Raw genomic sequence first — 22,325 nt, 5'->3', positions numbered from 1 at the left:
GATATATTGTGCTCTTCAACCCGCCGGAAAAGCTCGTCCTCATCGAGTCGCAGTATGGCGTCTATCGCCTGCCGGTCCTTCCTGGCGGCAACATCATGCGGCTCGTAGTGGGTCATATCGCTGCTGGCCATGATAACCGCTTCCCGCCTGGTATCACTGATGGCCCGGGCAATCTCCCTGCCGATTTCCTTGTAAGCGTCAATGCTGGCAAACGAGAGCGTTATGGGCACTATCCTGACATCGGGGCGGAAGTACTGTAAGAATGGAAGCTGGACTTCAATGGAATGTTCAAATGCGTGGGCGGCATCATCCTCCTGCAGGTGGTGCGATATGCTCAGCAGGTGCTGGGCCAGCTCCGCATCGATTTCCACATCGCCCAACGGCGTCTGCCATTTGCCCTCCGACATTATGCTCAGCGGTTTGCCCCTTCCCGTATGGTTCGGCCCGAGGATGATGAAGGTATCTTTAAATTTGACTCTGGAGATGACCGCCCCGGCCACCGGCCCGGAATACATATACCCGGCGTGGGGGGAGACAAGGCCGATTACCTCCTGTTTCTCCGCCTCCGCATCCACCATCTTTTCGATCATTACCTTGAGCTGGGAAGCTGAACCGGGATAAAACTGTCCGGCGACCACTGGCTGCCTTATCATTTTAGTTCTCCTTGATTACGTTCTGAAGTTAAGTTCCGCACCGCAGAACCGGCATCTGGAACCATCCAGTCCCACGATTTCGGCCTCATAGCCGAACCTCCGCACCACGAGCTTGCCGCAGGCGTAGCAGACGGTATTCTCGCTCTGATGGCCGGGCACATTGCCTGCATATATAAATTTTAAACCGGCCTTTCGACCGATGTCATAAGCGTGTTCAATGGTGGCGATGGGCGTGGCGGGCAGGTGCATCAGGTGGTGGTGGGGGTAGAACCGGGTAACATGCCAGGGAGTCAGTTCTCCCAGTTCGTCCTTTATCCAGCGGGCAATGCCCTCCAGCTGCTGGTCGTCATCGTTCATCGTCGGGATAACGTTGGTGATTACCTCAACGTGCATCTGCCATTTGTCTTTGGCCCTCTTGGCCACCTCAAGAATGCCCCTCCAGTTACGTATCCTGGCCAGGTCACGATAGAAGGCGTCACTGAAACCCTTGATATCGACCCGCCATGCGTCCAGATAGGGGCCAATGGTATCCAGTGCCTCCGGGGTTATGTAGCCGTTGGTCACATATACCGTATACAGGCCGTTTTGTTTGGCCAGTCTGGCTGAGTCAAGCGTGTATTCAAACCAGACGGTCGGCTCGTTGTAGGTCCAGGCAATGCCCTGGCAGTGGTGCTGCCTGGCGAGGTCGATGGCCAGTTGAGGGGGAATATCCTGAGAACGACGCCAGGGCTCATTATCCGGCGGGCAGGAGATTTCCCAGTTCTGGCAGTGCTGGCAGTGAAAGTTGCATCCCCACCCCCCGATGGAGAAAGCGAGTGAGCCGGGGTAAAAGTGGAAAAGGGGCTTCTTCTCTATCGGGTCGGCCGCCACCGATGACGCCTGGGCGTAGTTCAGGTTATATAAAACGCCGCTGCGATTCTGGTACATACGGCAGACGCCGGACTTATCTGGATTTATGGTGCAACGCCACTGACAAGTACCACAGCGCACTCTAGAGTCGGGCAGCTTTTTGTAGAGCATTGCCTCGGGCATGACCCGTGCCTCGTTCCCTGATTAACCTCATTATATCATTCAATCGATGCCAAATATAGACCTGGAGCGTCTAACGTAGAGGCGCTGCTATTACTTTTCCCTTTACGAAAGGGGGATAAGGAATTATAATAGGAAAGCACGTTCCAGTTATGAACGAGGTATATGGAGGCAAGTTATGGTTGCTTTATATATCGTTTCTACGCAGGAGGCAGCTGGTAAAACCACCATTGCCATCGGCATTGGCAGGCAGTTGATAGGTGAAGGCAGGAAAGTCGGTTTCCTCAGGCCGCTGGTCGGTGAAAAACCACCGGGAAGCTCGGCAAGTGACGCTTTGTTTGCCCAGCAGGCATTTAATTTAACGGAAAATGTCGCTCTATTAAGTCCCCCGCTTGGCAGCGGGAAGGCTTTAGCCGATAAAGCTCGAGAAGCTTACATCGAAATTTCTCAGAATAAAGATGTGGTCATTATCGAGGGATACTGCGGCACAAAGCCAGGTAACGATACCAGCCAAGCCGCGTATGAAATTGCCCGCGCTTTGAAAGCCAAAGTAATCATCGTGGAAGACTATGCCAGAGGGAAATCGGCGCCACAGTATCTGGATAGCTATCTTGGCTTCGGTGAGAATTTGCTTGGTTTCATCCTGAACAAGGTGCCGAAGCAGGAACTGAAGCGCACCTGCGAAGAGCTCATCTCCAGGTTCACCGGGTCAGAAATGCGCATCCTTGGCGTCCTGCCCGAGGAAAGGGCACTGGTGGCTTTTACGGTCGGCGAGCTGGTCGCACAGATAAATGGAGAGTTGCTGAATAACGGGGAAAAATCGGTGGAGCTGGTGGAAAATGTCATGGTGGGGGCAATGTGCGTTGATTCCGGCCTGGACTACTTTGGGCGCAAAGTTAATAAGGCAGCGGTGGTCAGGAATGACCGGCCGGATATGCAGATGGCGGCACTCGAGACGGCAACGAAGTGTCTCGTAATCAGTGGCGGCGGAGAGCCGATAGACTACGTCCGCTTCAAGGCGGATGAGAAGGGCGTTCCCATAATCACGACCCGGAATGACACCGACACGGTTATCAAGCATATTGAGGACTTACTGGACGGGACCAGGTTTCATCAGGAGAAAAAGCTGAACCGGATAGCCGAAATCCTGCAGCCTAACCTCGATTTCAAGGCCATTTGTACCGGACTGGGCCTGGCTTCATGATTCTCATCAAAAATAAATGATGTTATTAATGCAAGATTTCCCTGTAATTTATCTGGAAACCGAGACATTAGTATATTAAAAACGCCGAATTAGCGTATAAGGTGTCTTCTATGGACAGTGAAGCAGTCAGGCATACCTATGCCGCCGCCGGCGTCAATATCGATATCGCGGCGAAAGCCAAGGAGCTCATCGGTAAGCAGGCCAGGACCACCCACCGCCCCGAGGTACTGGGCGGCGTCGGCTTCTTTGGCGGCCTGTTTGAGTTCAAAGGCTATAAGCAGCCGGTTCTCGTTTCCAGCGTGGACGGCGTCGGCACCAAACTCAAGATAGCCATCGCGCTGGGCAGACATGACACCGTCGGCATTGACCTGGTCAATCACTGCGTGAACGACATTCTCACCTGCGGGGCGGAGCCGCTGTTCTTCCTCGATTACATTGCCATGGGCAAACTGGTGCCGGAACAGGTGTCAGATATTGCCACGGGAATGGCGCAAGCCTGTAAAGAAGTTGGTTGTGCCCTTATCGGCGGGGAGACCGCCGAGATGCCCGGGCTGTATTCCGGTCAGGATTACGACCTTGTCGGCTTCGTTATCGGGGTGGTGGAGAAAGATAAGATAATTAATGGAAGAACTATTGAGGCCGGCGATGCCGTCGTTGGCCTGCCCTCCAGCGGGCTGCATACCAACGGCTATTCCCTGGTCCGCAATATTTTTAGTATCGGCCAAATGAGCAAAAATTATCCGGAACTGGGGCGGAGGCTGGGCGAAGAGCTTCTGGAGCCGCACCGCTGCTATTATAATCAACTGAAACCCCAGCTTTCTTTGGTTAAAGGGATGGCGCATATTACCGGCGGTGGCCTGGTCGATAATATACCCCGGGTGCTGCCGGAGGGCCTGGCCGTCCATCTGGATAGGAAGTCTTGGGCGGTCCCGCCGATATTCAAACTTATTCAGGATAAAGGCAATGTTGAGCGGGGCGAGATGTTCCGGGTATTCAATATGGGCATCGGAATGGTGATTATCTGCGCACCGGATAATGTTTCCGGGCTTATCGGGCAGTTATCCGAAGACAGCGTTATTGGTGAGGTGGTGCAGCAGGTGGGGAAGGAAAGGGTGGTTATAGATTAAGGTAACGGGGTGTTTAAGAGAGGCAAAGCTCCTCTCCCAAAACCTCCTTCCTTTCAGGAAGGACGCAGGGACTGAGGTTATAAAGAAGGATGCAATCTAACGAGATTATCCAGAAAATAAAGTCACTTGCCAATCCCGAAAATGTGGAGGGGATGGCACGGTTTGGCATCAATCCGACGAACACCTATGGAGTGTCCATCCCGAATTTGAGGAAGATGGCTCGGGAGACAGGTAAGGACCATGAGCTGGCGCTGGAGCTCTGGGCCTCCGGCATCCATGAGGCGAGACTGCTCGCCTGCCTGATTGAACGACCGGACATGGTCACCGGGGAACAGCTGGAAAGCTGGGTGAAAGGCTTTGATTCCTGGGACGTCTGCGATATTTGCTGCGGACACCTTTTCGACCGGACTGCGGTAGCTTACCGGAAGGCTCAGGAGTGGAGTGAACGGGAGGAGGAATTTGTCAGGCGGGCTGGATTTGTGCTGATGGCGGCACTGTCGGTTCATGACAAAAAGGCGTCCGATGAAGATTTCGCTGGATTTCTGCCGATGATCAAAAAACATGCCACGGACGAACGCAACTATGTGAAAAAAGCGGTCAACTGGGCACTGCGGCAGATTGGCAAGAGAAACTGGAACCTGAATGAGATGGCGATAAAAACCGCCGAGGAGATAAAGCAGCTGGATTCGAAAAGCGCGCGCTGGATTGCCAGCGATGCCATCCGGGAGTTGACCGGTGAGAAAGTGCAGAAGAAGTTAGCCAGCATAAGATAGGATGTAGACTGGAGGATATTGGTGAGAGCTATTATCAGCGTTTCAGATAAAGCAGGTGTCGCTGAATTTGCCAAGGGTCTAGCCCGGTTGGGCTTTGAAATCTTCAGCACCGGCGGCACCAAGAAGGCTATGGCAGAAGCAGGCGTGCCGGTGAAAAGCATTTCCGAGATAACCGGATTTCCCGAGATTTTAGATGGAAGGGTGAAAACGCTGCACCCCATGGTGCACGGTGGACTGCTCGCCAGGCGCGATATTCCAGCACAAATGAAGGAATTGGCGGAAAAGAAAATTGAACCGATAGACCTGGTGGCGGTCAACCTCTATCCCTTTGTGCAGACCGTTTCCAAGGAGGGAGTTACCCTGGAGGATGCACTGGAGAATATAGATATCGGCGGGCCGACGATGATAAGGGCGGCGGCCAAGAATTTCCCCAGTGTCATCGTTGTTGTTGACCCGGCAGACTATCAGCTAATTCTGGAGAAACTGGGCCAGGGAGACCTGCCGCAGCAAGAGCGGAAAAGGCTGGCGCAGAAGGCATTTCAGCACGTGGCCGCGTATGACACCGCCATTGCCCAGTACCTGCGGCAGGGTGAAGATGGCTTCCCTGATGAAATGACCATAACCATGCAGAAGCGCTACGGGCTTCGCTACGGGGAGAACCCTCACCAGATGGCGGCCTTCTACGCCGAGCAGGTGGTCGGGGGAAGCCGCGATACCGGCATCACCTGGGCAAAACAGCTTCATGGCAAGGAACTGTCCTACAACAATATTCTGGATGCCGATGCCGCTTGGGGCGTGGTTATCGACTTTGCCGCGCCGGCAGTGGCCATCATCAAGCACACCAACCCCTGCGGCCTGGCCAGCCATGATAATATCGCCGAGGCGTACCGAAGGGCACTCAGCGGCGACCCGGTGGCTGCTTTCGGCGGTATAGTTGCCATAAATAGAGCGGTTGACCGGGAAACCGCGGAAGAATTATACAAAACTTTTTACGAAATTGTCATTGCCCCTGAATATAAACCGGAGGCGCTGGAGGTGCTAAAACGCAAGAAGGACCTGAGAATCCTGCAGGCGGAACTGCCACCCACCTATGGCGTTTCTCATGAAGGGTACCTTGATATCCGGCGCGTGCGGGGAGGTTTCCTCGTGCAGAGCTCCGATTCGCTGGCGGAGGACAGCGTTGCCCTCAGGACGGTGACCAGAAGGGCACCAACTGAAGCCGAGGTCAAAGACCTGCTCTTTGCCTGGCGCGCGGTAAAGCACATAAAGTCCAATGCCATTGTACTGGCCAAAGACAGAACGCTCATCGGCATGGGCGCCGGACAGCCCAGTCGAATCGTCAGTGCCCAGATCGCCAAGGAGAAAGCCGGGGAGAAGACAAGGGGCAGTGTGCTGGCCTCCGACGCCATGTTCCCGTTTCCCGATGTCGTTGAGGCGGCGGCGGAAGGCGGTGTTACCGCCATCATCCAGCCCGGCGGCTCAATCAGGGATGAAGACTCCGTCAAGGCGGCGGATAAATATAATATCGCCATGGTGTTTACCGGTGAAAGACATTTTAAACATTAGAATCAGAAGTGGGATGTGACGTATGGCTGATGCGGTAATCGTTGTCGATATGCTCCGGTGTTTTATGGAGCCAGGTCACTCTCTGTACGTGGGAGATAAAGCACGCGAAATCATTCCCAATGTGCAAAGACTGCTGGAGCGGGAACTTGCTCGAGGGTCCAGAATATTCTTCATCTGCGACAATCACGACCCCGATGACCTGGAGTTCAAGATGTTCCCGCCGCACTGTGTTGCCGGTACTCCTGAGGCGGAGGTTATTCCAGAGTTAGCCAGGTACGACGGTCAGATAATCCCCAAGAAGCGTTACAGCGGCTTTTTCAACACTGATTTAGAAGCCCAGTTGAGAGCAATCAAACCGGGGAAGCTCATAATATGTGGCGTGCTGACCGATATCTGCGTGATGCATACGGCGGCCGATGCCCGCAATCGCGATTATCCGGTGGAGGTGCCCGTTGACTGTGTAGCCTCGCCGGACGAAAAAGCACACCGGTTTGCTCTGGAGCACATCGAGAAGGTGCTGGGGGCAAAGCTGACCAGCGTTGGAGGGTAGCCAGATGAAAAAGCCCGAATTTAAACCCAGTGAAGCGGTGCTTTCCGGAGAGACGGCGGATATTTACTTCGCCCGCACCGTCGAGATACTGCGCCATGAAGGACTGAACCCGATGGCCACCATGGAGGTCTTTTCCAGTCGGGCGGGAATGCTCTGCGGTATAGAAGAAGCCAAAGCATTGCTGGACCGGGTTTTGCCCAAAGACCGCCGTGAGGTCTGGTCCCTTGAAGAGGGTGAATCAATGGATGCCAAGGAAGTGGTGCTGCGCATCACGGCGCCCTACCAGAGTTACGGACTTTACGAAACTTCCCTCTGCGGTATTTTGTCTCACTGCAGTGGCTGGGCGACGGCGGCCAGGGAGGTAGTCGCTGCGGCGCGCGGCGTCCCTATCATCAGCTTCGGGGCGCGTCACGTTCACCCATCGGTGTCGGGCATTCTGGATTACTCGGCGATAGTGGGAGGTTGCGTTGGCTGCTCCAGTGTGGCTGGAGCGGAACTTGCTGGCGTTGAGCCAGCGGGCACCATGCCCCACGCCCTGATTATCGTTATGGGGGACACGGTCAAGGCGACCGTTGCCTTTGACAAATATATGCCGCCCGAGGTGCCCCGCGTTTCACTGGTTGACACCTTCAAGGATGAAGCCGAGGAGAGCCTGCGCGTGGCGGAAGCGCTGGGGGAAAAGCTTAATAGCGTACGATTGGACACTCCTGGAGAGCGGGGACGGGTTACCGTCGACCTGGTGAAAGAAGTGAGGGCCAGGCTGGACCTGGCCGGGTACAGCAAGGTGAAGATTTTTGTCAGCGGTGGGTTGGACCCGGAACGCATTACTTATTTCTTGGATAACGGGGCTCCGGTTGACGGCTTTGGCGTCGGCAGCTATATCAGCAGTGCCAGGCCGATTGATTTTACCGCCGACCTGCATGAGATAGAGGGCAAGCCGATTGCCAAACGTGGGAGAATACCCGGCATTACGCCGAACCCGCGGCTCAAGCGGGTGATGTAAAAGATAAAATAAATAATTGCCTGTACTCCTGTTAAGTAAAGATATAATCACATTTTCCCCAGAACTGGTATCAACGTCTTTCTATTGCTCTAATTGAATGCGACTGGATTTGACAAATCATAAAATTCAGTATATTCTGAATAATCAGAAGGATAAGAAATATCCAATTATATATTTTGAGGTGGAACCATGGCTGAGAAGAGTGAATCGGCAGTGAAAAGTACAGGGGGTTGCCAGTGCCAGGTTGATGCGCTCATAACCATTGACGGGAGAGGACAGATAGTTCTGCCCAAAGAGGTGAGAGAGAAAGCCGATATAAACGCAGGTGACAAATTTGTCGTTATAAGCCATCAATCAGGCGGCAAGGGATGCTGTTTATTCCTGGTCAAAGCTGACTATTTCAGCGAGACGGTGAAGAGCACGCTTGGGCCGTTGGTGAAAGATATATTAGCATAATCATAAGGAGAGAATGAAATGAAAGAAGCGGAAATAAAGCGCATGGTACGGGAAGGCTATGCTCAAAGAGTCCAGGATAAAAGTTCCTGTTGTGCTCCGGTCAACTCATGCTGCGGAAGCGGCGACCCCGCCGAATCGATGAGCAAAGCTATAGGCTATACGGAAGAAGAAATTTGGTCGGTACCCGATGGTGCCAATCTGGGCCTCGGCTGCGGAAATCCAATCGCTCTGGCATCTCTGGCAGAAGGAGAAACGGTTCTGGACCTCGGCTCGGGCGCCGGTTTCGATTGTTTCCTGGCGGCAAACAAGGTTGGCAAAAGTGGCAAGGTCATCGGTGTGGATATGACGCCTGAGATGCTCGATAAAGCCAGGGAGAATGCCCGAAAGGGCGATTATGAAAATGTTGAATTCCGACTGGGCGAGATTGAAAACCTGCCGGCGGCGGATAATTCTATCGATATCATCATCTCAAACTGTGTCGTCAACCTTTCTCCGGATAAAAAGAGTGTTTTCGATGAAGCGTTCCGGGTGCTCAAACCCGGTGGCCGGCTGATGGTATCTGACATTGTCCTGCTCAAAGAGCTGCCTGGTTTCATCAGGGATTCCATTGCGGCATACGTGGGCTGCATTTCCGGCGCCCTGCTGAAAGCTGAATATCTTGAGGCTATAACCGGCGCGGGCTTTCGACAGGTACAGGTACTGGATGAGGCGATTTTCCCGATTGATTACATGGCCAATGACCCGACGGCTCAAGCGGTAATCAAGAAGCTGAACCTGCCAGAAGAAGAGATAAAAGACACCGCTAATTCCGTTGCCAGCATCAAGGTTCGGGGGATAAAGCCGAAATAAAAGGTGATTATTTTTCTACCTCACCCCCTCTATCCCCCTCTTCCTTTGAAGGAGAGAGGGAAGAATATTAAAAAGAGGGGCGAAGCCCCTCTTGCACCTCTAAGAAAATAACTATTTTGCTAATCTGAGTAATTAGCTTAAATTCTTTTGAATTCCAAACGCAGAACCTGTTTTGTGCCTGCGGTCACTTTGGCCCGTTCATCAATGCGCCAGCCAACCACCCAGATAATCTGCTCTGGAGAGCAGACAATAGGTATCCGCCGCCGCCAGGCCTGCGGTATTTTGCTGTCAATCATGAACTCATTTAATTTTTTAAGCTGGCTCATGCCCAGGGGCTGAAAACGGTCGCCGGGACGGCGCTGGCGTATGGTCAATTCACTTCCCGTACGGGCAAGGTCGAAGCAAGCGATACAACCGTTGTCCTCTTCTGAAACTTGCCTCTGCTTCATAACATCGGCCACGACCTGCCAGCCGGGCAGGACCATCGTACCCGGTATCTGTAACTTGTATTCCTTTGCTATCTCCGGGAATGGTGATAAAGCGGCGGGGTCGCTTCCCAGAAGATAGCGGTCATACTCGATGACGAAGCGTAAACCGTCCGGCAGGGTAATTATCCGGCCCGCTGGCTTGTCAAGCGAGTTCATTATTTCTTCAATGTGCCGGCTCTCGATATCCATCAGGTTGCCGAGCAGCTTTTCAATAGACGCTCTCAGAAGGTGGCGTTGTAAGGCAGGTGGTAACTCGGTAAGACCCTCTTTATCCAGAATCACGGTGTTTTCCTGTTCTTTAACGATTTTGCGGCCCAGTTTCAAGGCTTCCTCTTCCAGAACCGCCAGGTCATCGGAAGCGATGCGGGCGGTGCGCAGCAGGGCGTCGGTTACCTGTGGGTTATAGCTCTCGAGCAGAGGAATAAGCTGCTGGCGTATTCTATTCCGGAGCGGTGACAGCGACAGATTTGAAGTATCAAGGCGGGGCCTCAGCCGGTATCGGCGGCAGTAAGCGGCTGTCTCTTCCCGGCTCACCGCCAGAAGTGGCCGAATCACGGTGAGAGTATCTCGGCCAAAATGCCATTGATTGGATGGCTGCAGTCCTCTCAGCCCTTGCGTACCGCTCCCCCGAATCAGATGCATCAGGATGGTTTCAATGTGGTCGTCGAGGGTATGCCCCACCGCCACGGCATCGGCTCCCGTCGCTTCGGCAACCTCGGCCAGAAAGTTATAGCGCACTTCACGCGCCGCCTCTTCCGGCGAGAGGCGTTTGCGCCTTTGGTAAGATTTCACGTCGCGCCGTTCCACGGTAGCCGGCAAATCAAGTCTTTGCGCCACGTCGGCCACGTATCTGGCATCAGCATCGGATTCACCGCCGCGCAGCTGGTGGTTGAGGTGGGCAACATGCAGCGTGATACCCAGTTTGTCCCGCAGGCCGAGCAGGACGTGCAGCAGGCAAACCGAGTCAGGCCCGCCTGATACCGCCGCCACCAGTTTGCCCCCCTCCAGTATCAGGCGGTGCTCCAGGATGAAATTAATAACTTGCCCGGGCAATACAACAGTACGTGTTTGTTTCACCGATGCCACCAGTAACCTAATTCGCCCTCAGAATGAGTTTCGTGCGGTGAATCGATTTCGGAGGTTCCAGAAATCCCAGCGTGGCAGTAACCTGCTCGGGCCTCCCCGAACCGCCGCTGTCGCAGCGCAGCCTCATCCCGATGGTGCAGAGGCTGTCCTGAAAGCTGACCAGCCAGATGTCATCGATTAATTCCCTTAAATCGTAATGTTTCGTGCCGGTATCTCGCTGGTGCTGCCAGGGCAGATGTTCTAGGGAAAGGAGATGGGCAATGGCTGATGTTACCTCCTCATGTCCTCTTTCCGTTTCCAGTTCAACGGTGTACTCAGCAAAGCGAACCTGTGACTGTAGCGACGGCAGAGACTCGGCAATCGGGACTACCTGAAGAATCTCAAAATCGGCAGGCAATTGCTGATTTACCGCCGCGATAAAGAAATGTGGGGAGGCCTGCCTGGCCAGGGTGATATCCATGAGTTCGGCTTCACTGGTGACGCCGACGGCAAGGGGCGCGGCCAGAGAAATTTTGGGGTGGGGATGAAATCCCTCGGAATAGGCCAGCGCTATGCCGGCACGGTTGAGTGCCCTCTGCCAGAGGCGCATGATATCAAGGTGGGAAATGTACTTCACCTCTTCACCACGACGGTATTTTATGCGCAAGCGTTGCATTGCCTTTATATTCCAGGATTTACCGGGTCCCCTTTTCTATTCTGCCGAGCCGGAGCGGTCGCTGGCACCTGTCTTTTCCCTGGTGAGCAGGATTTTTTCAATTTTCCGGCCGCGCATTTCGGTGATTACCAGCTTCAAGCCTTTGTATCGCAACTGCTCATTCTGTTTTGGGATATGCCCCAGAAGATATAGAACGAATCCGGCCACGGTCTCATAGTCGCCTTCAGGCAGGTTGAGTTCCATCTCTTCATTCACTTCCTCGATGCGCATGCTGCCATCGACCTGGAAGGTGTACTCGTTGATGACCTCGAACTCTTTCTCCGCCTTGGCCAGTTCATCGCCCACGGGGCCGACGATTTCCTCGACCAGCCTGGTCAGGCTGACGATGCCGGCGGTGCCGCCGTACTCGTCGACGACGACGCACATGCGGAAATTTTTGTCCCGCATTTCGGCGAAGAGCTCGTTGATGCGCTTGGTCTCCGGGGCGAAGTAGGCGGGGCGGACCAGCTCATCAATGGTGCCATCTTTATCGAAGCCGTCTTTCGCCCGGGCCATGAGCACGTCCTTGACGGAGAGAATGCCGACCACGTTGTCCATGTTTTCCTGGTAGACAGGGAAGCGGGAGAGCGGTGACTCGGCATAGAGAGAGAGGAAGTCGGAGATTCTGGCGCCCTGTTCGATGGCAATGACCTCGGGTCGGGGCACCATGACCTCGCGGACGGGTCGGTCGCCGAAGTCGAACACTTTGTGCAGCATCTCGGCCTCAGTTTCCTCCATGGTGCCCTCCTTTTCTCCCATTGCAATCATGGTGCGGATTTCCTCGGGATTAGCCAGCGATTTCGAGACCGGGGTACCGCCAACCAGTCTGGTAAAGCTGATGGCGATCCAGCTGAGAACGATGACGAAGGGAGTGAAGAGCCAGGAGAAAAATTGCAGTGGACGGACAAACAGCGTGGAGAGTCTCTCCGCATGTTGGGAAGCCAGCATCTTGGGCGTCGTCTCTGCAAAAATAAGTAGGACAACCGTTACCCCAGCGGTAGCGATAAGGACGCCATGCTCCGGGTTTTCGGGCCAGAGGGAAATAACGAACGCCGTGGCCAGCGCGGCGGCTGCGGTATTCGCCAGGTTTGTGCCAAGGAGAACCGTGGAGAGGAATTTTTCCGGTCGCTCAAGCATACGGGCCACCGGTCTCGCCCTTTTTGCTTCGGTGCTGACCATGTGCTCGAGCTTGATGCGCTGCAGGGAGAAGAAGGCTGTCTCCGAACTGCAGAAGAAAGCAGATAAAAGAAGACAGAGAAGAAACAGCACCAAATATAATAACTCAGTACTCATCATAAGCTATCACGACTGGCCTTTCCGGTTTTGGGTTCGTTTGTTTTCCCCTTCCCTTTTCTTGGGCGATTGTTACGCAGTGCTTCTACTGCCTGCTTTTCCTTAGTGAGCATTATTTTCTCGATTTTCCGGCCGCGGATTTCCGTAATCACCAGCTTCAGGCCTTTGTATCGCAACTGCTCATTCTGTTTCGGGATGTGCCCCAACAGGTGCAGGACGAATCCGGCCACGGTCTCATAGTCGCCCTCGGGCATGTCAAGTTCCATCTCTTCGTTTACTTCCTCGATGCGCATGCTGCCGTCAACCTGGAAAGTGTACTCGTTGATTACCTCAAAGTCCTTTTCCACTTCCGCCAGTTCATCACCCACCTCACCAACGATTTCCTCGACCAGGCGGCTCAGGCTGACGATGCCGGCGGTGCCGCCGTACTCATCGACGACGACGCACATACGGAAGTTCTTGTCCCGCATTTCGGCGAAGAGCTCGTTGATGCGCTTGGTCTCCGGGGCGAAGTAGGCGGGGCGGACCAGCTCATCAATGGTGCTGTCATTGGTGATGGTGTCTCTGGCTTCGGCCATGAGCACGTCCTTGACGGAGAGAATACCCACCACGTTATCCATGTTTTCCTGATAGACGGGAAAGCGGGAGAGCGGTGACTCGGCATAGAGGGCGAGGAAGTCGGAAATCTTAGCACCCTGTTCGATGGCAATGACTTCGGGTCGTGGCACCAAAACTTCGTGGACGGGTCGGTCCCCAAAGTCGAACACCTTGTGCAGCATCTCGGCTTCGGCTTCCTCCACTGTACCCTCCCTTTCACCGAGGGCGATCATGGTGCGGATTTCCTCTGGCCGGGCTATTGATAATGAGGCGGTGGTGCCGCCGAACAGTCTGGTAAAGCTGATGGCGATCCAGCTGAGGACGATGACGAATGGAGTGAAGAGCCAGGAGACAAAGGTCAGCGGACGGGCGAAAAGCATGGCCAGTCTCTCTGTATGCTGGGCGGCAATAGTCTTGGGTGTTGTCTCGGTGAAGATTAAGAGAAAAGCGGTGAGGCCAAGCGTGGCGTAGAGCACTCCCCGTTCGCCCCAAAAATTAATGGCCAGTACTGTCGCTATAGCAGCCGCGGCAGTATTGACCAGCGTATTGCCGAAAAGGACGGTGGAGAGCAGTTTTTCCGGACGCGCAATCATACCGGCGACGCGTTTCGCGCCCCTGACATTGTTATCAACCAGATGCTGAACCCTTACTCTCTGCAGGGAAACAAAGGCCGTTTCCGAGCTGGAGAAGAAGGCGGAGAACAGCAAGCAAACGACGAGAATTACGAGGTAGAGGTCAATATTGGCCATCAAGACCGCCCCCTTGCATAATCATATCATCGGCCTGAGGGGGTGTCAAAGGGGCAGAATGGGGGGGACGGTAAGGCTATTTGTCTTCAGGAAGCCGCCATTTCCAGCAGCCGCTGCTTTGCTGCGGGGGAAAGACCGTAGCCGTCTATCTCCTGTCGCAGGATTTCGATATCTCCATTGCCGCCAAGGTACCCGTTGACGCGGGCCACGGCCGTGGAATTAACGAAATTATTGACATCAGGATATATGGCCGTCATCTCCTTTCTGAGGTCAGGAACGTTTCGCAGATAGTACTTCTGATGGTAGTCCTCAGCGAGGTGGAACCTGGAATAGGGTAATATCTCGGTGAAGATGGTCGCGTTCAGTTCTGCCTCCAGGCGCGCCTTCGACTCAAGTGCCAGCCGCTTCTGCTCCTCATCGTGATAGAAGATTGCCGACTTGTACTGCACGGAGAGGGCCGGTCTGGCCGGATTGTGGCTGTCCCAGAAAATATCGAGCAGTTCCTCATATGAGATTCTGGCGGGGTCGTAATCAATCTCAACCGTCTCGGTGTGGCCACCGAGGTCGTAATATGTGGGATTTTCTTCACTCCCTCCGGCATAGCCGACGCGAGTTCGTATCACTCCGGGTAGACTCCCGAACCGGGAGTCAGGACCCCAGAATCAGCCAAGCGAGAAGGTAGCTGTCTCCATCTGCTCTGGTGCTGATACATCAATGGGCGGAATGTCATATTGTTGCAGAGCAACCGTTTCATCTTCTGACGTATTCATCGGTTCAGTCTCCTTTATCGGTACGGGGCAGGCATCGTCTGCCTGGGCTACGGTTACAGTTTCCGCAGCCGGCTGGCAGGAAGCCAGCAAGCCACCGAGGGCAAGCGAAATCAATATCGATAGCGAGAATAGAACGATGTATAGTCTGCTATGAAATCGCATCATTTAATCCTTTTCCACCTCCTCGACTCATCAATTACATCTTATAGCTAAAATGGAGATTATGTATGTGACTTTTATCGCAAGTTAAACATACAGACTTTAGGATTAATAATGGCTTTGAAAATAGTTATCCCCTCCGTGGTGGGAGGGGATTAATAAAAACGCGTATTATTTAAAAACAAACCGCAGTTATCTTATTGCCAATTGGTGACTATTGCTCTATAAGCCTTTGCTTCACCCACCACCGTCGCTCGCCTGCCTGAGGTTATCCAGAACTGACCGGGTTATTTTCAGTTCCTGTCCCTCTTCAAGGCGGCTCAGGTAGTCGTGGGGGACACTGGCCCTGCGGGCAAGCTCCTCGACCGAGAGCCCACAGCGGAGGCGCAGTTCCCTTATCCCGTCACCGACGCGCCTGGCTTCCATTTCCTGGAGAACAATGACGTCTCTATTCATCAAGTCTTCAGCCAAGGCTTTGCCCTCCTTATACCTAGCACTTGGTATAGCCGCAGGCGGGGCAGATAAAGCACCCCTCCTGGTATATGAGCATATTGCTGCACTCCGGGCACTGTCCGGCAAGGTTCTTGGCCAGGCCATAGTCCTCCGCCCTGGGCTTGCCATCGTAGCCGGTGGTTTGTTTTTCCAGCACGCTGGCGATGGCGTCGGCGCAGGACAGGATGGATTTGCCCTCCTCCCAGGCAATCGACGGGCAGCGGATACCCCGGAGCTGCCGGACAACGGAGGCAACGTCAAGTCCGGACCTTAAAGACAGCGATATGAGGCGGCAGGTCGCTTCTGCCTGTGCCGAGGCACAGCCACCCGTTTTCCCCAGGTGTGAAAAGACCTCGCAGATGCCGTTTTCATCGGAGTTTACCGTAACGTAGATATAGCCGCAGCCGGTGGTGACCCGCTCCGTAAAGCCGCTGGTTACCTTGGCACGCTTCCGCGGCGTCCGCCTTTCCTCATCTGCTTTATCAATTTTCTCCTCCGTTCTGCCGGTGGTGAGAACCTGCGCATCGCGACTGCCATCGCGGTAGATGGTTATCCCCTTGAGTCCTTCTTCACAGGCGAGCAGGTACACCTTGGCCACATCTTCCCTGGTAGCCTCACGGGGGAAATTGACCGTCTTGGAAACGGCGTTGTTCGTGGACTTCTGGAAGGCGGCCTGCATCTTCACGTGCCACTCCGGGGTAATCTCGTGGGCGGTAACGAATACCGGTTTCACGTCGTCAGGCACGCCATCGATGTCACCGAGGTGTGCGCCGTCAGCGAGTTTCTGCATCAAGTCTTCGGAGTAAAAGCCCTTTTCCCGGGCAATATCTTCAAAATACGGGTTCACCTCCACCAGTTTCGCCCCATCCAGGATATTTTTGGTAAAGCTCAGGGCAAAGAGAGGCTCTATGCCGCTGGAACAGCCGGCAATCATGCTCAGGGTGCCGGTGGGGGCGATGGTGGTTCTGGTGGCATTCCTTACTCTATAGCCATTAGGCTTATCGTAGGCGCTGCCTTCAAAGGCGGGAAAGAGGCCGCGCTCCTCGCCCAGTTCCACCGACGCCTTGGTCGCTTCATCGCTGATGAATTTCATGACTTCAGAAGCAAGGTTGAGCGCTGCTTCGGAATTATAAGGGATGCCAAGCTGTAGCAGCATATCGGCAAAGCCCATGACGCCGAGGCCAATCTTTCTCGTCTTCTTGGTCATCTCCTCTATCTGAGGCAGGGGGAACTTGTTCACGTCGATAACGTTATCCAGAAACCTGACCGCAGTCTTGACGGTATTCGCCAGCCTGGGGTAGTCGATTTCAAATGAGCTATCTCCCTGTTGCAGCATTTCGGCCAGATTGATAGAGCCGAGGTTGCACGATTCGTAGGGAAGCAGGGGCTGCTCACCGCAGGGGTTGGTGCTCTCTATCTTGCCCAGGTGCGGGGTGGGGTTATCCTGGTTAATCCGGTCAATAAAGACGATGCCGGGGTCGCCGGTCTTCCAGGCCATATCCACTATTTTATCAAAGACCTCTTTGGCGTTGAGTTTGCCCTCAACCTCTTTGGTTCGTGGGTTTATCAGACTGTAATCGGTGCCAGCCTTAACCGCCTCCATAAACTCCGAGGTGACCGCGACCGAGATGTTGAAGTTGGTCAGGGCAGTCATATCCTCTTTGGAGGTAATGAACTTTATGATGTCGGGATGGTCAACATTGAGAATGCCCATATTGGCCCCGCGGCGCATCCCGCCCTGCTTGATGACATCGGTGGCGGTATCGAACGCCCTGATGAAGGACACCGGACCGCTGGCCACGCCGCCCGTGGAACCGACCCGGTCTCTTGCCGGGCGCAACCGGGAGAAGGAAAAGCCGGTGCCCCCACCGCTCTTGTGGATGAGCGCCGTATGCTTCACCGAGTCAAAGATAGACTCCATCGAGTCCTCAATAGGCAGGACAAAGCAGGCAGAGAGCTGCCCCAGTTCCCGACCCGCATTCATTAAAGTGGGCGAGTTGGGCAGGAACTCATGGCTGGTCATTATGCGGTAAAATTCGTTTTCAATTTCCTTCACATTCGCGCTGGGCTTGTAAAGGAGTTCAGCCTCGGCAATGGCTCTGGCAACACGGTGGAACATCTCCTCCGGCGTTTCAATAACATTTCCCTGCTTGTCCTTTTTCAGGTAACGCTTCTGCAGGACGTGCAGAGCATTTTCGGTCAACTTTAAGCCGGTATCCGGCCGGCTTGTAGTCTTGGCGGTCTTGGTCGGTTTCATTTCAGCGGGTGCCTCCTCGGTGAATTTTTGTTCTTCCGCAGCCAGGATTTCCTCTACCATCGTCAGGATGTCGGTATCCGACGGCAGACGGCTCAGTCGCCGTGACGACCTGTCGACGAAATCTTCCATCCCGGGCAGTGCCGGTGGCTGAAAAAGGGTGCGGTTTTGCTCCAATCGCTCGATGACCTGCGCGGTGAGCCTTTCCACCAGTCTCCGGTCGGCGATTCCCATGGACTCAGCCGCGGCGAAAACGATGCGCGCAATCTGGTTGCGATTTGGATAGTTTATCTCGCTATATTTTTTATTCTGCAAAAGAATCTCCAAGTTTTACCTTATTCAAAAAAGCTAAAGATAGAACATATCTATATTCACCATAACCAAAGCCTTTAGATTCCATAGGGATAAAATGTTCAGTGTTATTAATTATAAACTTTTTGTTAGACTTAACAGACATATTAGAGTTATATGCTTTGGATAAACTAGAGGGAAACTTATCTAGCGTATGGATGGGCACAGCTTTTAGCTTGGTTTTTGAACTTACACAGCGTTTCAATCTGAGCCCTTTCGGATTATTTACTGGAAATGGTTGCCACATGAGCATCAAACATGGTTCATTAGTGACTTCGGCAATTCGAAAAGCGGTTGCCTGAATAGATGTCTTGAAGATATGAGCCAAAGGTTCAACAGAGTTTACTGATAAACCAAAATTTGCCAGGTATTTCTTGAAAATTAGTTCTGGCATCAAAAGTTCAGTAGCAGCAATATCACATAAACGTTCTATGGCTTTTTCTCGAGTTCTTGCTTTAGCCTGCGGATTAAATGTTCTGTACTCAATGCTGTTAATATAACGCTCTAATTTAAGCTCACTAAATAGTAGATGCCCAATTTCATGTGCTACTGAAAAATTTTGCCTAGAAGGGTGATGTTTTGAGTTTACTTGTATTATAGCCCCGCCGTGCAATTTGAGTAGAACAGCGCTAACATTTATAAGGTCTGTTCTCACTACTTCATTTATGCCACAAAGACTAGCAAATTCTTCAGCTAAAAAGGGCGGTTTATCATGTCCTCTCAGTGAAACTAACTTGTTCACGAGCTTTCTGGCTCGTTCAATAATAAGGGTATTAGTATGTTCTACGTCTACAAACATTGCGTTACCCCGCTCTCTTTGCACTCGTGAAATAATACAGACAAAATAATCCTTTTGTAGTTCTACAATTAAAACTTTTCTAAGTAATTAAGTTTTTCACTTGGAGACAATGGAGAAAAGAATTTATTTAGCTCTTTGTCTGGCATAAAGTCAGTAGGGTCTATAGATTCCCTCCCTGCTATACCAGATAAGCATAGCTTTCGGTAGAGCTCTCTGCGTTGCCTGTCCGTTGTGGGTTGAGTTGGGGTGCATACCAAATTTCTTAGTACTATTCTATTTTGTATTGGTAGAGTCTCATAACTCTGAAATGAGATTCCTCTCCTCTCTAGCCACTGACGAACTTCTTGCTCAAATCTATCCATTTCCTCATATCCTGATAATTTCATCGTCTTCCTCCTCCAATAGCTATCATGCCTTTTTAAGCCTTGCTCTTAGATAGTCGTTCTGCTTCAATTCCGATCTCAGACTGCCGTCGTTTCGACAGTTCTTCCAGTTCTTTGGTGGAGAGGAGAGAGAGCTGGTTCTTGGGCGAGGCGAGCGCTGGCTCGTCCAATACCAGAGCGTCCACGACTTCTTTCAGCGTGGTGATATCGGTAAACTCACGGTAAACGCTGGCAAAGCGGATGTAGGCGATGTGGTCCACCGCTTTCAGCTTCTCCATGACCATATCGCCGATGATGGCGCCGGGCACTTCCAGCTTGCCGGAGCGGTACAGTTCGGCTTCAATATCATCAGCGATTTTATCTACCGTGCCGCTGGGTAGCGGTCGTTTCTCACAGGCCTTGCGGATGCCAGTCAGCAGTTTGTCTCTATTGAACTCCTCACGGCGCTCATCTTTCTTAATCACAAAAAGACCTGCGGGCTGAAGGCGTTCATAGGTGGTAAAGCGGGAACCGCACTTCAGGCACTGGCGCCTTCGGCGTATGCCGTCATTGATGTCGCGGGAGTCAATGACCTTTGAATCGCAATAACTACAATAGGGACAGTTCATAGCTCAAATACACACTATATAGTAGGGCAAAGCTTATCTTAATACAATATGTAGTGTTTGTCAAGGGATTGTCCCTTGCGTTTTGTTAAAATTTTCGAAAAACTTTACCGATAATGTGGCAAAGGGTAAGATTAGGTTGGTTTTAAAGGAGTGATAAATGGACTTCCCTGCGGCGGTTGATTACATCCTGAGCTTTGCCGATTACGAGCGGATGCCGCGCTCGGCGGTCGTTTTCGACCTGCGGCGTATGGAGCAGTTGCTGGATAGATTGGGAAATCCTCAAAATGCGGCGAAATCAGTCCATATCGCCGGCACGAAGGGGAAGGGAAGCACCGCCGCCATGATTGCTTCTATCCTGGTACAGTCGGGCTACCGCACCGGTCTGTATACTTCGCCACATCTGCTCAGCATTCGGGAACGCATACAGGTCGACGGCCAGCAGATTTCCGAGGATGAATTTGCCCGGCTTGCTGAGTCGATAAAACCGGAGGTTGAGGCGGTGAACACGGCCGGTGAATTCGGTGAACTGACCACTTTCGAAATATTAACCGCGTTAGCCTTTACGCACTTCAGGGAAAAGACGGTGGATTACCAGGTGCTGGAGACGGGACTGGGGGGTCGACTTGATGCCACCAACGTGATAAAACCGGAGGTCTGCGTCATCACGTCGATAAGTTACGACCACATGGATGTGCTCGGTGATACCCTCGCAAAGATAGCGGGGGAAAAGGCGGGCATCATCAAGCCGGGAAGCATTGCTATAACTGCTCCTCAACCTCCAGAGGCGATGAAGGTGCTGGAAGAAGTGTGCCGGCAGCGAGAGGTGAAACTGGTCAGGATGGGCAGTGATGTTACCTGGCAGCGGAAGTCCGGTGGACCTGAAGAACAAACCTTTGAGGTTCGTGGGAGGAGAGGCGAATATCACCTGAAAATGCCGCTTGTCGGCGAGCACCAGATGGAAAATGCGGCCACCGCCGTCGCTACCGTCGAAGCACTGGCGGAACGGGGCTCCACCATCGCCGCCGAGGCTATTATTGGTGGTATCGCCAGTGTGAACTGGCCGGGTCGACTTCAAGTCCTGCGGCGAAAGCCCTGGGTTATCGTTGATGGAGCCCACAATGGCGATTCCATCCGGAGGCTGGTGCAGGCATTAAGGCAGTATTTTACGTTTGAAAAAGCCATCGTTATTTTCGGTGCCTCATCGGACAAAAACGTCGCTGAGATGGCGGCGGAACTGGCGTCATTTCCAGAAAGGGTCATTATAAGCCAATCCCATCACCCCCGCGCCGTGGCGGCGGAGCAGCTGGCCGCCGAGTTCTCCAGCAAAGGCATAGCGTCTGAGACCTCGGAAAATGTGGCATCGGCGGTGGAGCGGGCACTATCCATTGCCGGACCATCGGACCTGGTCTGTGCCACCGGTTCGCTGTTTCTGGTCGCCGAGGTGATGGAATATATGTCAACGCGGACCTAGCCTGCGGAGCGTTCGACCCTGGCCTCGATAACGATGTCTTCGCCCGCTCTGGTTATCTTCTGGAATTTCAGTGGCATAGACTGACTTATCCGGGCGATATCCAGTTCTCCCACGGCATCGGTCCCTTTGCCCAGAATTTTGGGCGCAATGGCAACGACTAACTTATCAGCGAGCTTCTGGCACAGGAAGGAGGTGATGACTTTAGCTCCTCCCTCCACCAGCAACGAAGAAATATTCCGCTCGCCAAGTGCCTTGAGCAGGCCTTGCAGGTCAATTCCCCCGGAAATGTCGGATTGAACCTCAAGAATCTCAATCCCAAGCTCGCGCAGCTTGGACTTCTTCTCTCTGTCGGCTTGAGTGGTGGCAGCGATGATTACCGGCGCTACATCTCGGGTCCTGACGATTTCGGCGTCGAGCGGTATTCTCAATCTGGAGTCAAGGATAACGCGGGCCGGGTTTCTCCCCTTCACCAGGCGCACCGTGAGCTGAGGATTATCCGCCAGAACCGTATCGATGCCGACCAGGATGGCATCGTTGATGGCGCGTAACCGGTGTGCCAGTTTTCGAAATTCCTCCGAGCTTATCCATTTGGAGTCGCCGCTGGCGGTGGCGATTCGACCGTCCAGCGTCTGGGCAAATTTAATGGTCACCAGCGGCAGTCCCGTGGTCATGTACTTGAAGTAGGCTTCATTCAGCTCGCGGCACTCCTCCTCCAGCACACCGACCCCGGTTTCAATACCGCGCTGATTCAGAATCGTTACGCTTTTACCGCTGACCTGCGGATTCGGGTCAAGCGTCCCGATAACGACCTTTTTAATCTTGTTCTTAATAATGGCATCGACACAGGGGGGCGTTTTCCCATAGTGGCAGCAGGGTTCCAGAGTTACGTAGAGTGTGGTTCCAGTTAGGTCAGCGTCGGCG

At 53.2% G+C, this 22,325-nt stretch carries 23 protein-coding genes; 9 read left to right on the top strand and 14 right to left on the bottom strand.

The features are described 5' to 3' along the window. Both amrB and amrS read right to left on the bottom strand, forming a co-directional pair. The coding region (amrB, locus tag KKD83_05690) for an AmmeMemoRadiSam system protein B (protein ID MBU2535641.1) at positions 1-653 on the bottom strand (653 nt) is incomplete at its 3' end. A 15-nt stretch (positions 654-668) separates the two neighbouring features. Next, on the bottom strand, positions 669-1,685 hold the full coding sequence (gene amrS, locus KKD83_05685; protein MBU2535640.1) for an AmmeMemoRadiSam system radical SAM enzyme: 1,017 nt from the start codon (positions 1,683-1,685) through the stop codon (positions 669-671). A 175-nt stretch (positions 1,686-1,860) separates the two neighbouring features. On the opposite strand from amrS, the gene KKD83_05680 reads away from it, so the two are divergent. The 8 genes from KKD83_05680 to KKD83_05645 all read left to right on the top strand — a co-directional run bounded on the left by KKD83_05680 (position 1,861) and on the right by KKD83_05645 (position 9,210). Further along, complete coding sequence (locus KKD83_05680; GenBank protein ID MBU2535639.1) at positions 1,861-2,886, top strand: AAA family ATPase; 1,026 nt, start codon at positions 1,861-1,863, stop codon at positions 2,884-2,886. Positions 2,887-2,996: 110 nt separating this feature from the next. Further along, the gene (gene purM / locus KKD83_05675) at positions 2,997-4,013 is read left to right on the top strand and encodes a phosphoribosylformylglycinamidine cyclo-ligase (GenBank protein MBU2535638.1); all 1,017 of its coding nucleotides are present in this window, start codon (positions 2,997-2,999) and stop codon (positions 4,011-4,013) included. 89 nt (positions 4,014-4,102) lie between these two features. After that, a complete protein-coding gene (locus KKD83_05670; protein ID MBU2535637.1) occupies positions 4,103-4,786 on the top strand; it encodes a DNA alkylation repair protein in 684 nt (227 codons plus the stop codon). Between the two features lie 21 nt (positions 4,787-4,807). Further along, positions 4,808-6,352, top strand: a complete 1,545-nt coding sequence (purH, locus tag KKD83_05665) for a bifunctional phosphoribosylaminoimidazolecarboxamide formyltransferase/IMP cyclohydrolase (protein ID MBU2535636.1) — start codon at positions 4,808-4,810, stop codon at positions 6,350-6,352. A 22-nt stretch (positions 6,353-6,374) separates the two neighbouring features. Next, on the top strand, positions 6,375-6,902 hold the full coding sequence (locus tag KKD83_05660; protein ID MBU2535635.1) for a cysteine hydrolase: 528 nt from the start codon (positions 6,375-6,377) through the stop codon (positions 6,900-6,902). Positions 6,903-6,906: 4 nt separating this feature from the next. Continuing rightward, positions 6,907-7,905, top strand: a complete 999-nt coding sequence (locus KKD83_05655) for a nicotinate phosphoribosyltransferase (GenBank protein MBU2535634.1) — start codon at positions 6,907-6,909, stop codon at positions 7,903-7,905. A 189-nt stretch (positions 7,906-8,094) separates the two neighbouring features. Then, on the top strand, positions 8,095-8,361 hold the full coding sequence (locus tag KKD83_05650) for an AbrB/MazE/SpoVT family DNA-binding domain-containing protein (GenBank protein MBU2535633.1): 267 nt from the start codon (positions 8,095-8,097) through the stop codon (positions 8,359-8,361). 18 nt (positions 8,362-8,379) lie between these two features. Beyond that, positions 8,380-9,210, top strand: coding sequence for an arsenite methyltransferase (locus KKD83_05645; protein ID MBU2535632.1), 831 nt, complete (start codon positions 8,380-8,382; stop codon positions 9,208-9,210). A 137-nt stretch (positions 9,211-9,347) separates the two neighbouring features. On the opposite strand, the gene tilS is transcribed toward KKD83_05645, so the two are convergent. The 11 genes from tilS to nrdR all read right to left on the bottom strand — a co-directional run bounded on the left by tilS (position 9,348) and on the right by nrdR (position 19,933). Next, positions 9,348-10,775 carry a tRNA lysidine(34) synthetase TilS gene (gene tilS, locus KKD83_05640; GenBank protein ID MBU2535631.1) on the bottom strand — a complete coding sequence of 476 codons (1,428 nt, stop codon included), beginning with the start codon at positions 10,773-10,775 and terminating at the stop codon, positions 9,348-9,350. Positions 10,776-10,791: 16 nt separating this feature from the next. After that, on the bottom strand, positions 10,792-11,439 hold the full coding sequence (locus tag KKD83_05635) for a TIGR03936 family radical SAM-associated protein (GenBank protein MBU2535630.1): 648 nt from the start codon (positions 11,437-11,439) through the stop codon (positions 10,792-10,794). A gap of 36 nt (positions 11,440-11,475) precedes the next feature. Next, on the bottom strand, positions 11,476-12,771 hold the full coding sequence (locus KKD83_05630; protein ID MBU2535629.1) for a hemolysin family protein: 1,296 nt from the start codon (positions 12,769-12,771) through the stop codon (positions 11,476-11,478). Further along, entirely contained in the window at positions 12,771-14,117 is a 1,347-nt protein-coding gene (locus KKD83_05625; protein MBU2535628.1) for a hemolysin family protein, read from the bottom strand. The genes KKD83_05630 and KKD83_05625 overlap by 1 nt, the downstream gene beginning before the upstream one ends. An 86-nt stretch (positions 14,118-14,203) precedes the next feature. After that, positions 14,204-14,887 (bottom strand): peptide-methionine (S)-S-oxide reductase MsrA, encoded by a 684-nt coding sequence (msrA, locus tag KKD83_05620; GenBank protein ID MBU2535627.1) that lies wholly within the window; start codon positions 14,885-14,887, stop codon positions 14,204-14,206. Continuing rightward, entirely contained in the window at positions 14,780-15,052 is a 273-nt protein-coding gene (locus KKD83_05615; GenBank protein ID MBU2535626.1) for a hypothetical protein, read from the bottom strand. Before KKD83_05615 ends, msrA begins: the two co-directional genes overlap by 108 nt. A 231-nt stretch (positions 15,053-15,283) precedes the next feature. Then, on the bottom strand, positions 15,284-15,517 hold the full coding sequence (locus KKD83_05610; GenBank protein MBU2535625.1) for a helix-turn-helix domain-containing protein: 234 nt from the start codon (positions 15,515-15,517) through the stop codon (positions 15,284-15,286). A gap of 19 nt (positions 15,518-15,536) precedes the next feature. Beyond that, positions 15,537-18,026 carry a vitamin B12-dependent ribonucleotide reductase gene (locus KKD83_05605; protein MBU2535624.1) on the bottom strand — a complete coding sequence of 830 codons (2,490 nt, stop codon included), beginning with the start codon at positions 18,024-18,026 and terminating at the stop codon, positions 15,537-15,539. A 70-nt stretch (positions 18,027-18,096) separates the two neighbouring features. Then, the gene (locus tag KKD83_05600) at positions 18,097-18,942 is read right to left on the bottom strand and encodes an ImmA/IrrE family metallo-endopeptidase (protein MBU2535623.1); all 846 of its coding nucleotides are present in this window, start codon (positions 18,940-18,942) and stop codon (positions 18,097-18,099) included. A gap of 68 nt (positions 18,943-19,010) precedes the next feature. Next, entirely contained in the window at positions 19,011-19,328 is a 318-nt protein-coding gene (locus KKD83_05595) for a hypothetical protein (protein ID MBU2535622.1), read from the bottom strand. Between the two features lie 32 nt (positions 19,329-19,360). After that, positions 19,361-19,933 (bottom strand): transcriptional regulator NrdR, encoded by a 573-nt coding sequence (nrdR, locus tag KKD83_05590; GenBank protein MBU2535621.1) that lies wholly within the window; start codon positions 19,931-19,933, stop codon positions 19,361-19,363. 157 nt (positions 19,934-20,090) lie between these two features. Between nrdR and KKD83_05585 the strand changes: the two genes are divergently transcribed. Then, positions 20,091-21,404, top strand: coding sequence for a bifunctional folylpolyglutamate synthase/dihydrofolate synthase (locus tag KKD83_05585; protein MBU2535620.1), 1,314 nt, complete (start codon positions 20,091-20,093; stop codon positions 21,402-21,404). On the opposite strand, the gene ribD is transcribed toward KKD83_05585, so the two are convergent. Beyond that, positions 21,401-22,325 (bottom strand): bifunctional diaminohydroxyphosphoribosylaminopyrimidine deaminase/5-amino-6-(5-phosphoribosylamino)uracil reductase RibD (ribD, locus tag KKD83_05580; protein MBU2535619.1); only part of this gene is annotated, 925 nt, incomplete at its 5' end. The genes KKD83_05585 and ribD overlap by 4 nt on opposite strands.

The organism is Chloroflexota bacterium (assembly GCA_018829775.1).
In the GTDB taxonomy this organism is placed as follows: Bacteria; Chloroflexota; Dehalococcoidia; order Dehalococcoidales; family RBG-16-60-22; genus E44-bin89.
This window is presented reverse-complemented; position numbering and strand designations above follow the sequence as displayed.

Excerpts from the sequence above, each read along its gene's own strand:
- KKD83_05630 (MBU2535629.1), bottom strand. The coding sequence starts at position 12,771 with ATGAGTACTGAGTTATTATATTTGGTGCTGTTTCTTCTCTGTCTTCTT.
- KKD83_05655 (MBU2535634.1), top strand. The coding sequence starts at position 6,907 with ATGAAAAAGCCCGAATTTAAACCCAGTGAAGCGGTGCTTTCCGGAGAG.
- KKD83_05595 (MBU2535622.1), bottom strand. The coding sequence starts at position 19,328 with ATGAAATTATCAGGATATGAGGAAATGGATAGATTTGAGCAAGAAGTT.
- KKD83_05605 (MBU2535624.1), bottom strand. The coding sequence starts at position 18,026 with ATGGGAATCGCCGACCGGAGACTGGTGGAAAGGCTCACCGCGCAGGTC.
- KKD83_05585 (MBU2535620.1), top strand. The coding sequence starts at position 20,091 with ATGGACTTCCCTGCGGCGGTTGATTACATCCTGAGCTTTGCCGATTAC.
- KKD83_05615 (MBU2535626.1), bottom strand. The coding sequence starts at position 15,052 with ATGATGCGATTTCATAGCAGACTATACATCGTTCTATTCTCGCTATCG.
- KKD83_05650 (MBU2535633.1), top strand. The coding sequence starts at position 8,095 with ATGGCTGAGAAGAGTGAATCGGCAGTGAAAAGTACAGGGGGTTGCCAG.
- KKD83_05625 (MBU2535628.1), bottom strand. The coding sequence starts at position 14,117 with ATGGCCAATATTGACCTCTACCTCGTAATTCTCGTCGTTTGCTTGCTG.
- KKD83_05645 (MBU2535632.1), top strand. The coding sequence starts at position 8,380 with ATGAAAGAAGCGGAAATAAAGCGCATGGTACGGGAAGGCTATGCTCAA.
- KKD83_05635 (MBU2535630.1), bottom strand. The coding sequence starts at position 11,439 with ATGCAACGCTTGCGCATAAAATACCGTCGTGGTGAAGAGGTGAAGTAC.
- KKD83_05680 (MBU2535639.1), top strand. The coding sequence starts at position 1,861 with ATGGTTGCTTTATATATCGTTTCTACGCAGGAGGCAGCTGGTAAAACC.
- purM (MBU2535638.1), top strand. The coding sequence starts at position 2,997 with ATGGACAGTGAAGCAGTCAGGCATACCTATGCCGCCGCCGGCGTCAAT.
- nrdR (MBU2535621.1), bottom strand. The coding sequence starts at position 19,933 with ATGAACTGTCCCTATTGTAGTTATTGCGATTCAAAGGTCATTGACTCC.
- KKD83_05660 (MBU2535635.1), top strand. The coding sequence starts at position 6,375 with ATGGCTGATGCGGTAATCGTTGTCGATATGCTCCGGTGTTTTATGGAG.
- KKD83_05670 (MBU2535637.1), top strand. The coding sequence starts at position 4,103 with ATGCAATCTAACGAGATTATCCAGAAAATAAAGTCACTTGCCAATCCC.
- amrS (MBU2535640.1), bottom strand. The coding sequence starts at position 1,685 with ATGCCCGAGGCAATGCTCTACAAAAAGCTGCCCGACTCTAGAGTGCGC.
- KKD83_05600 (MBU2535623.1), bottom strand. The coding sequence starts at position 18,942 with ATGTTTGTAGACGTAGAACATACTAATACCCTTATTATTGAACGAGCC.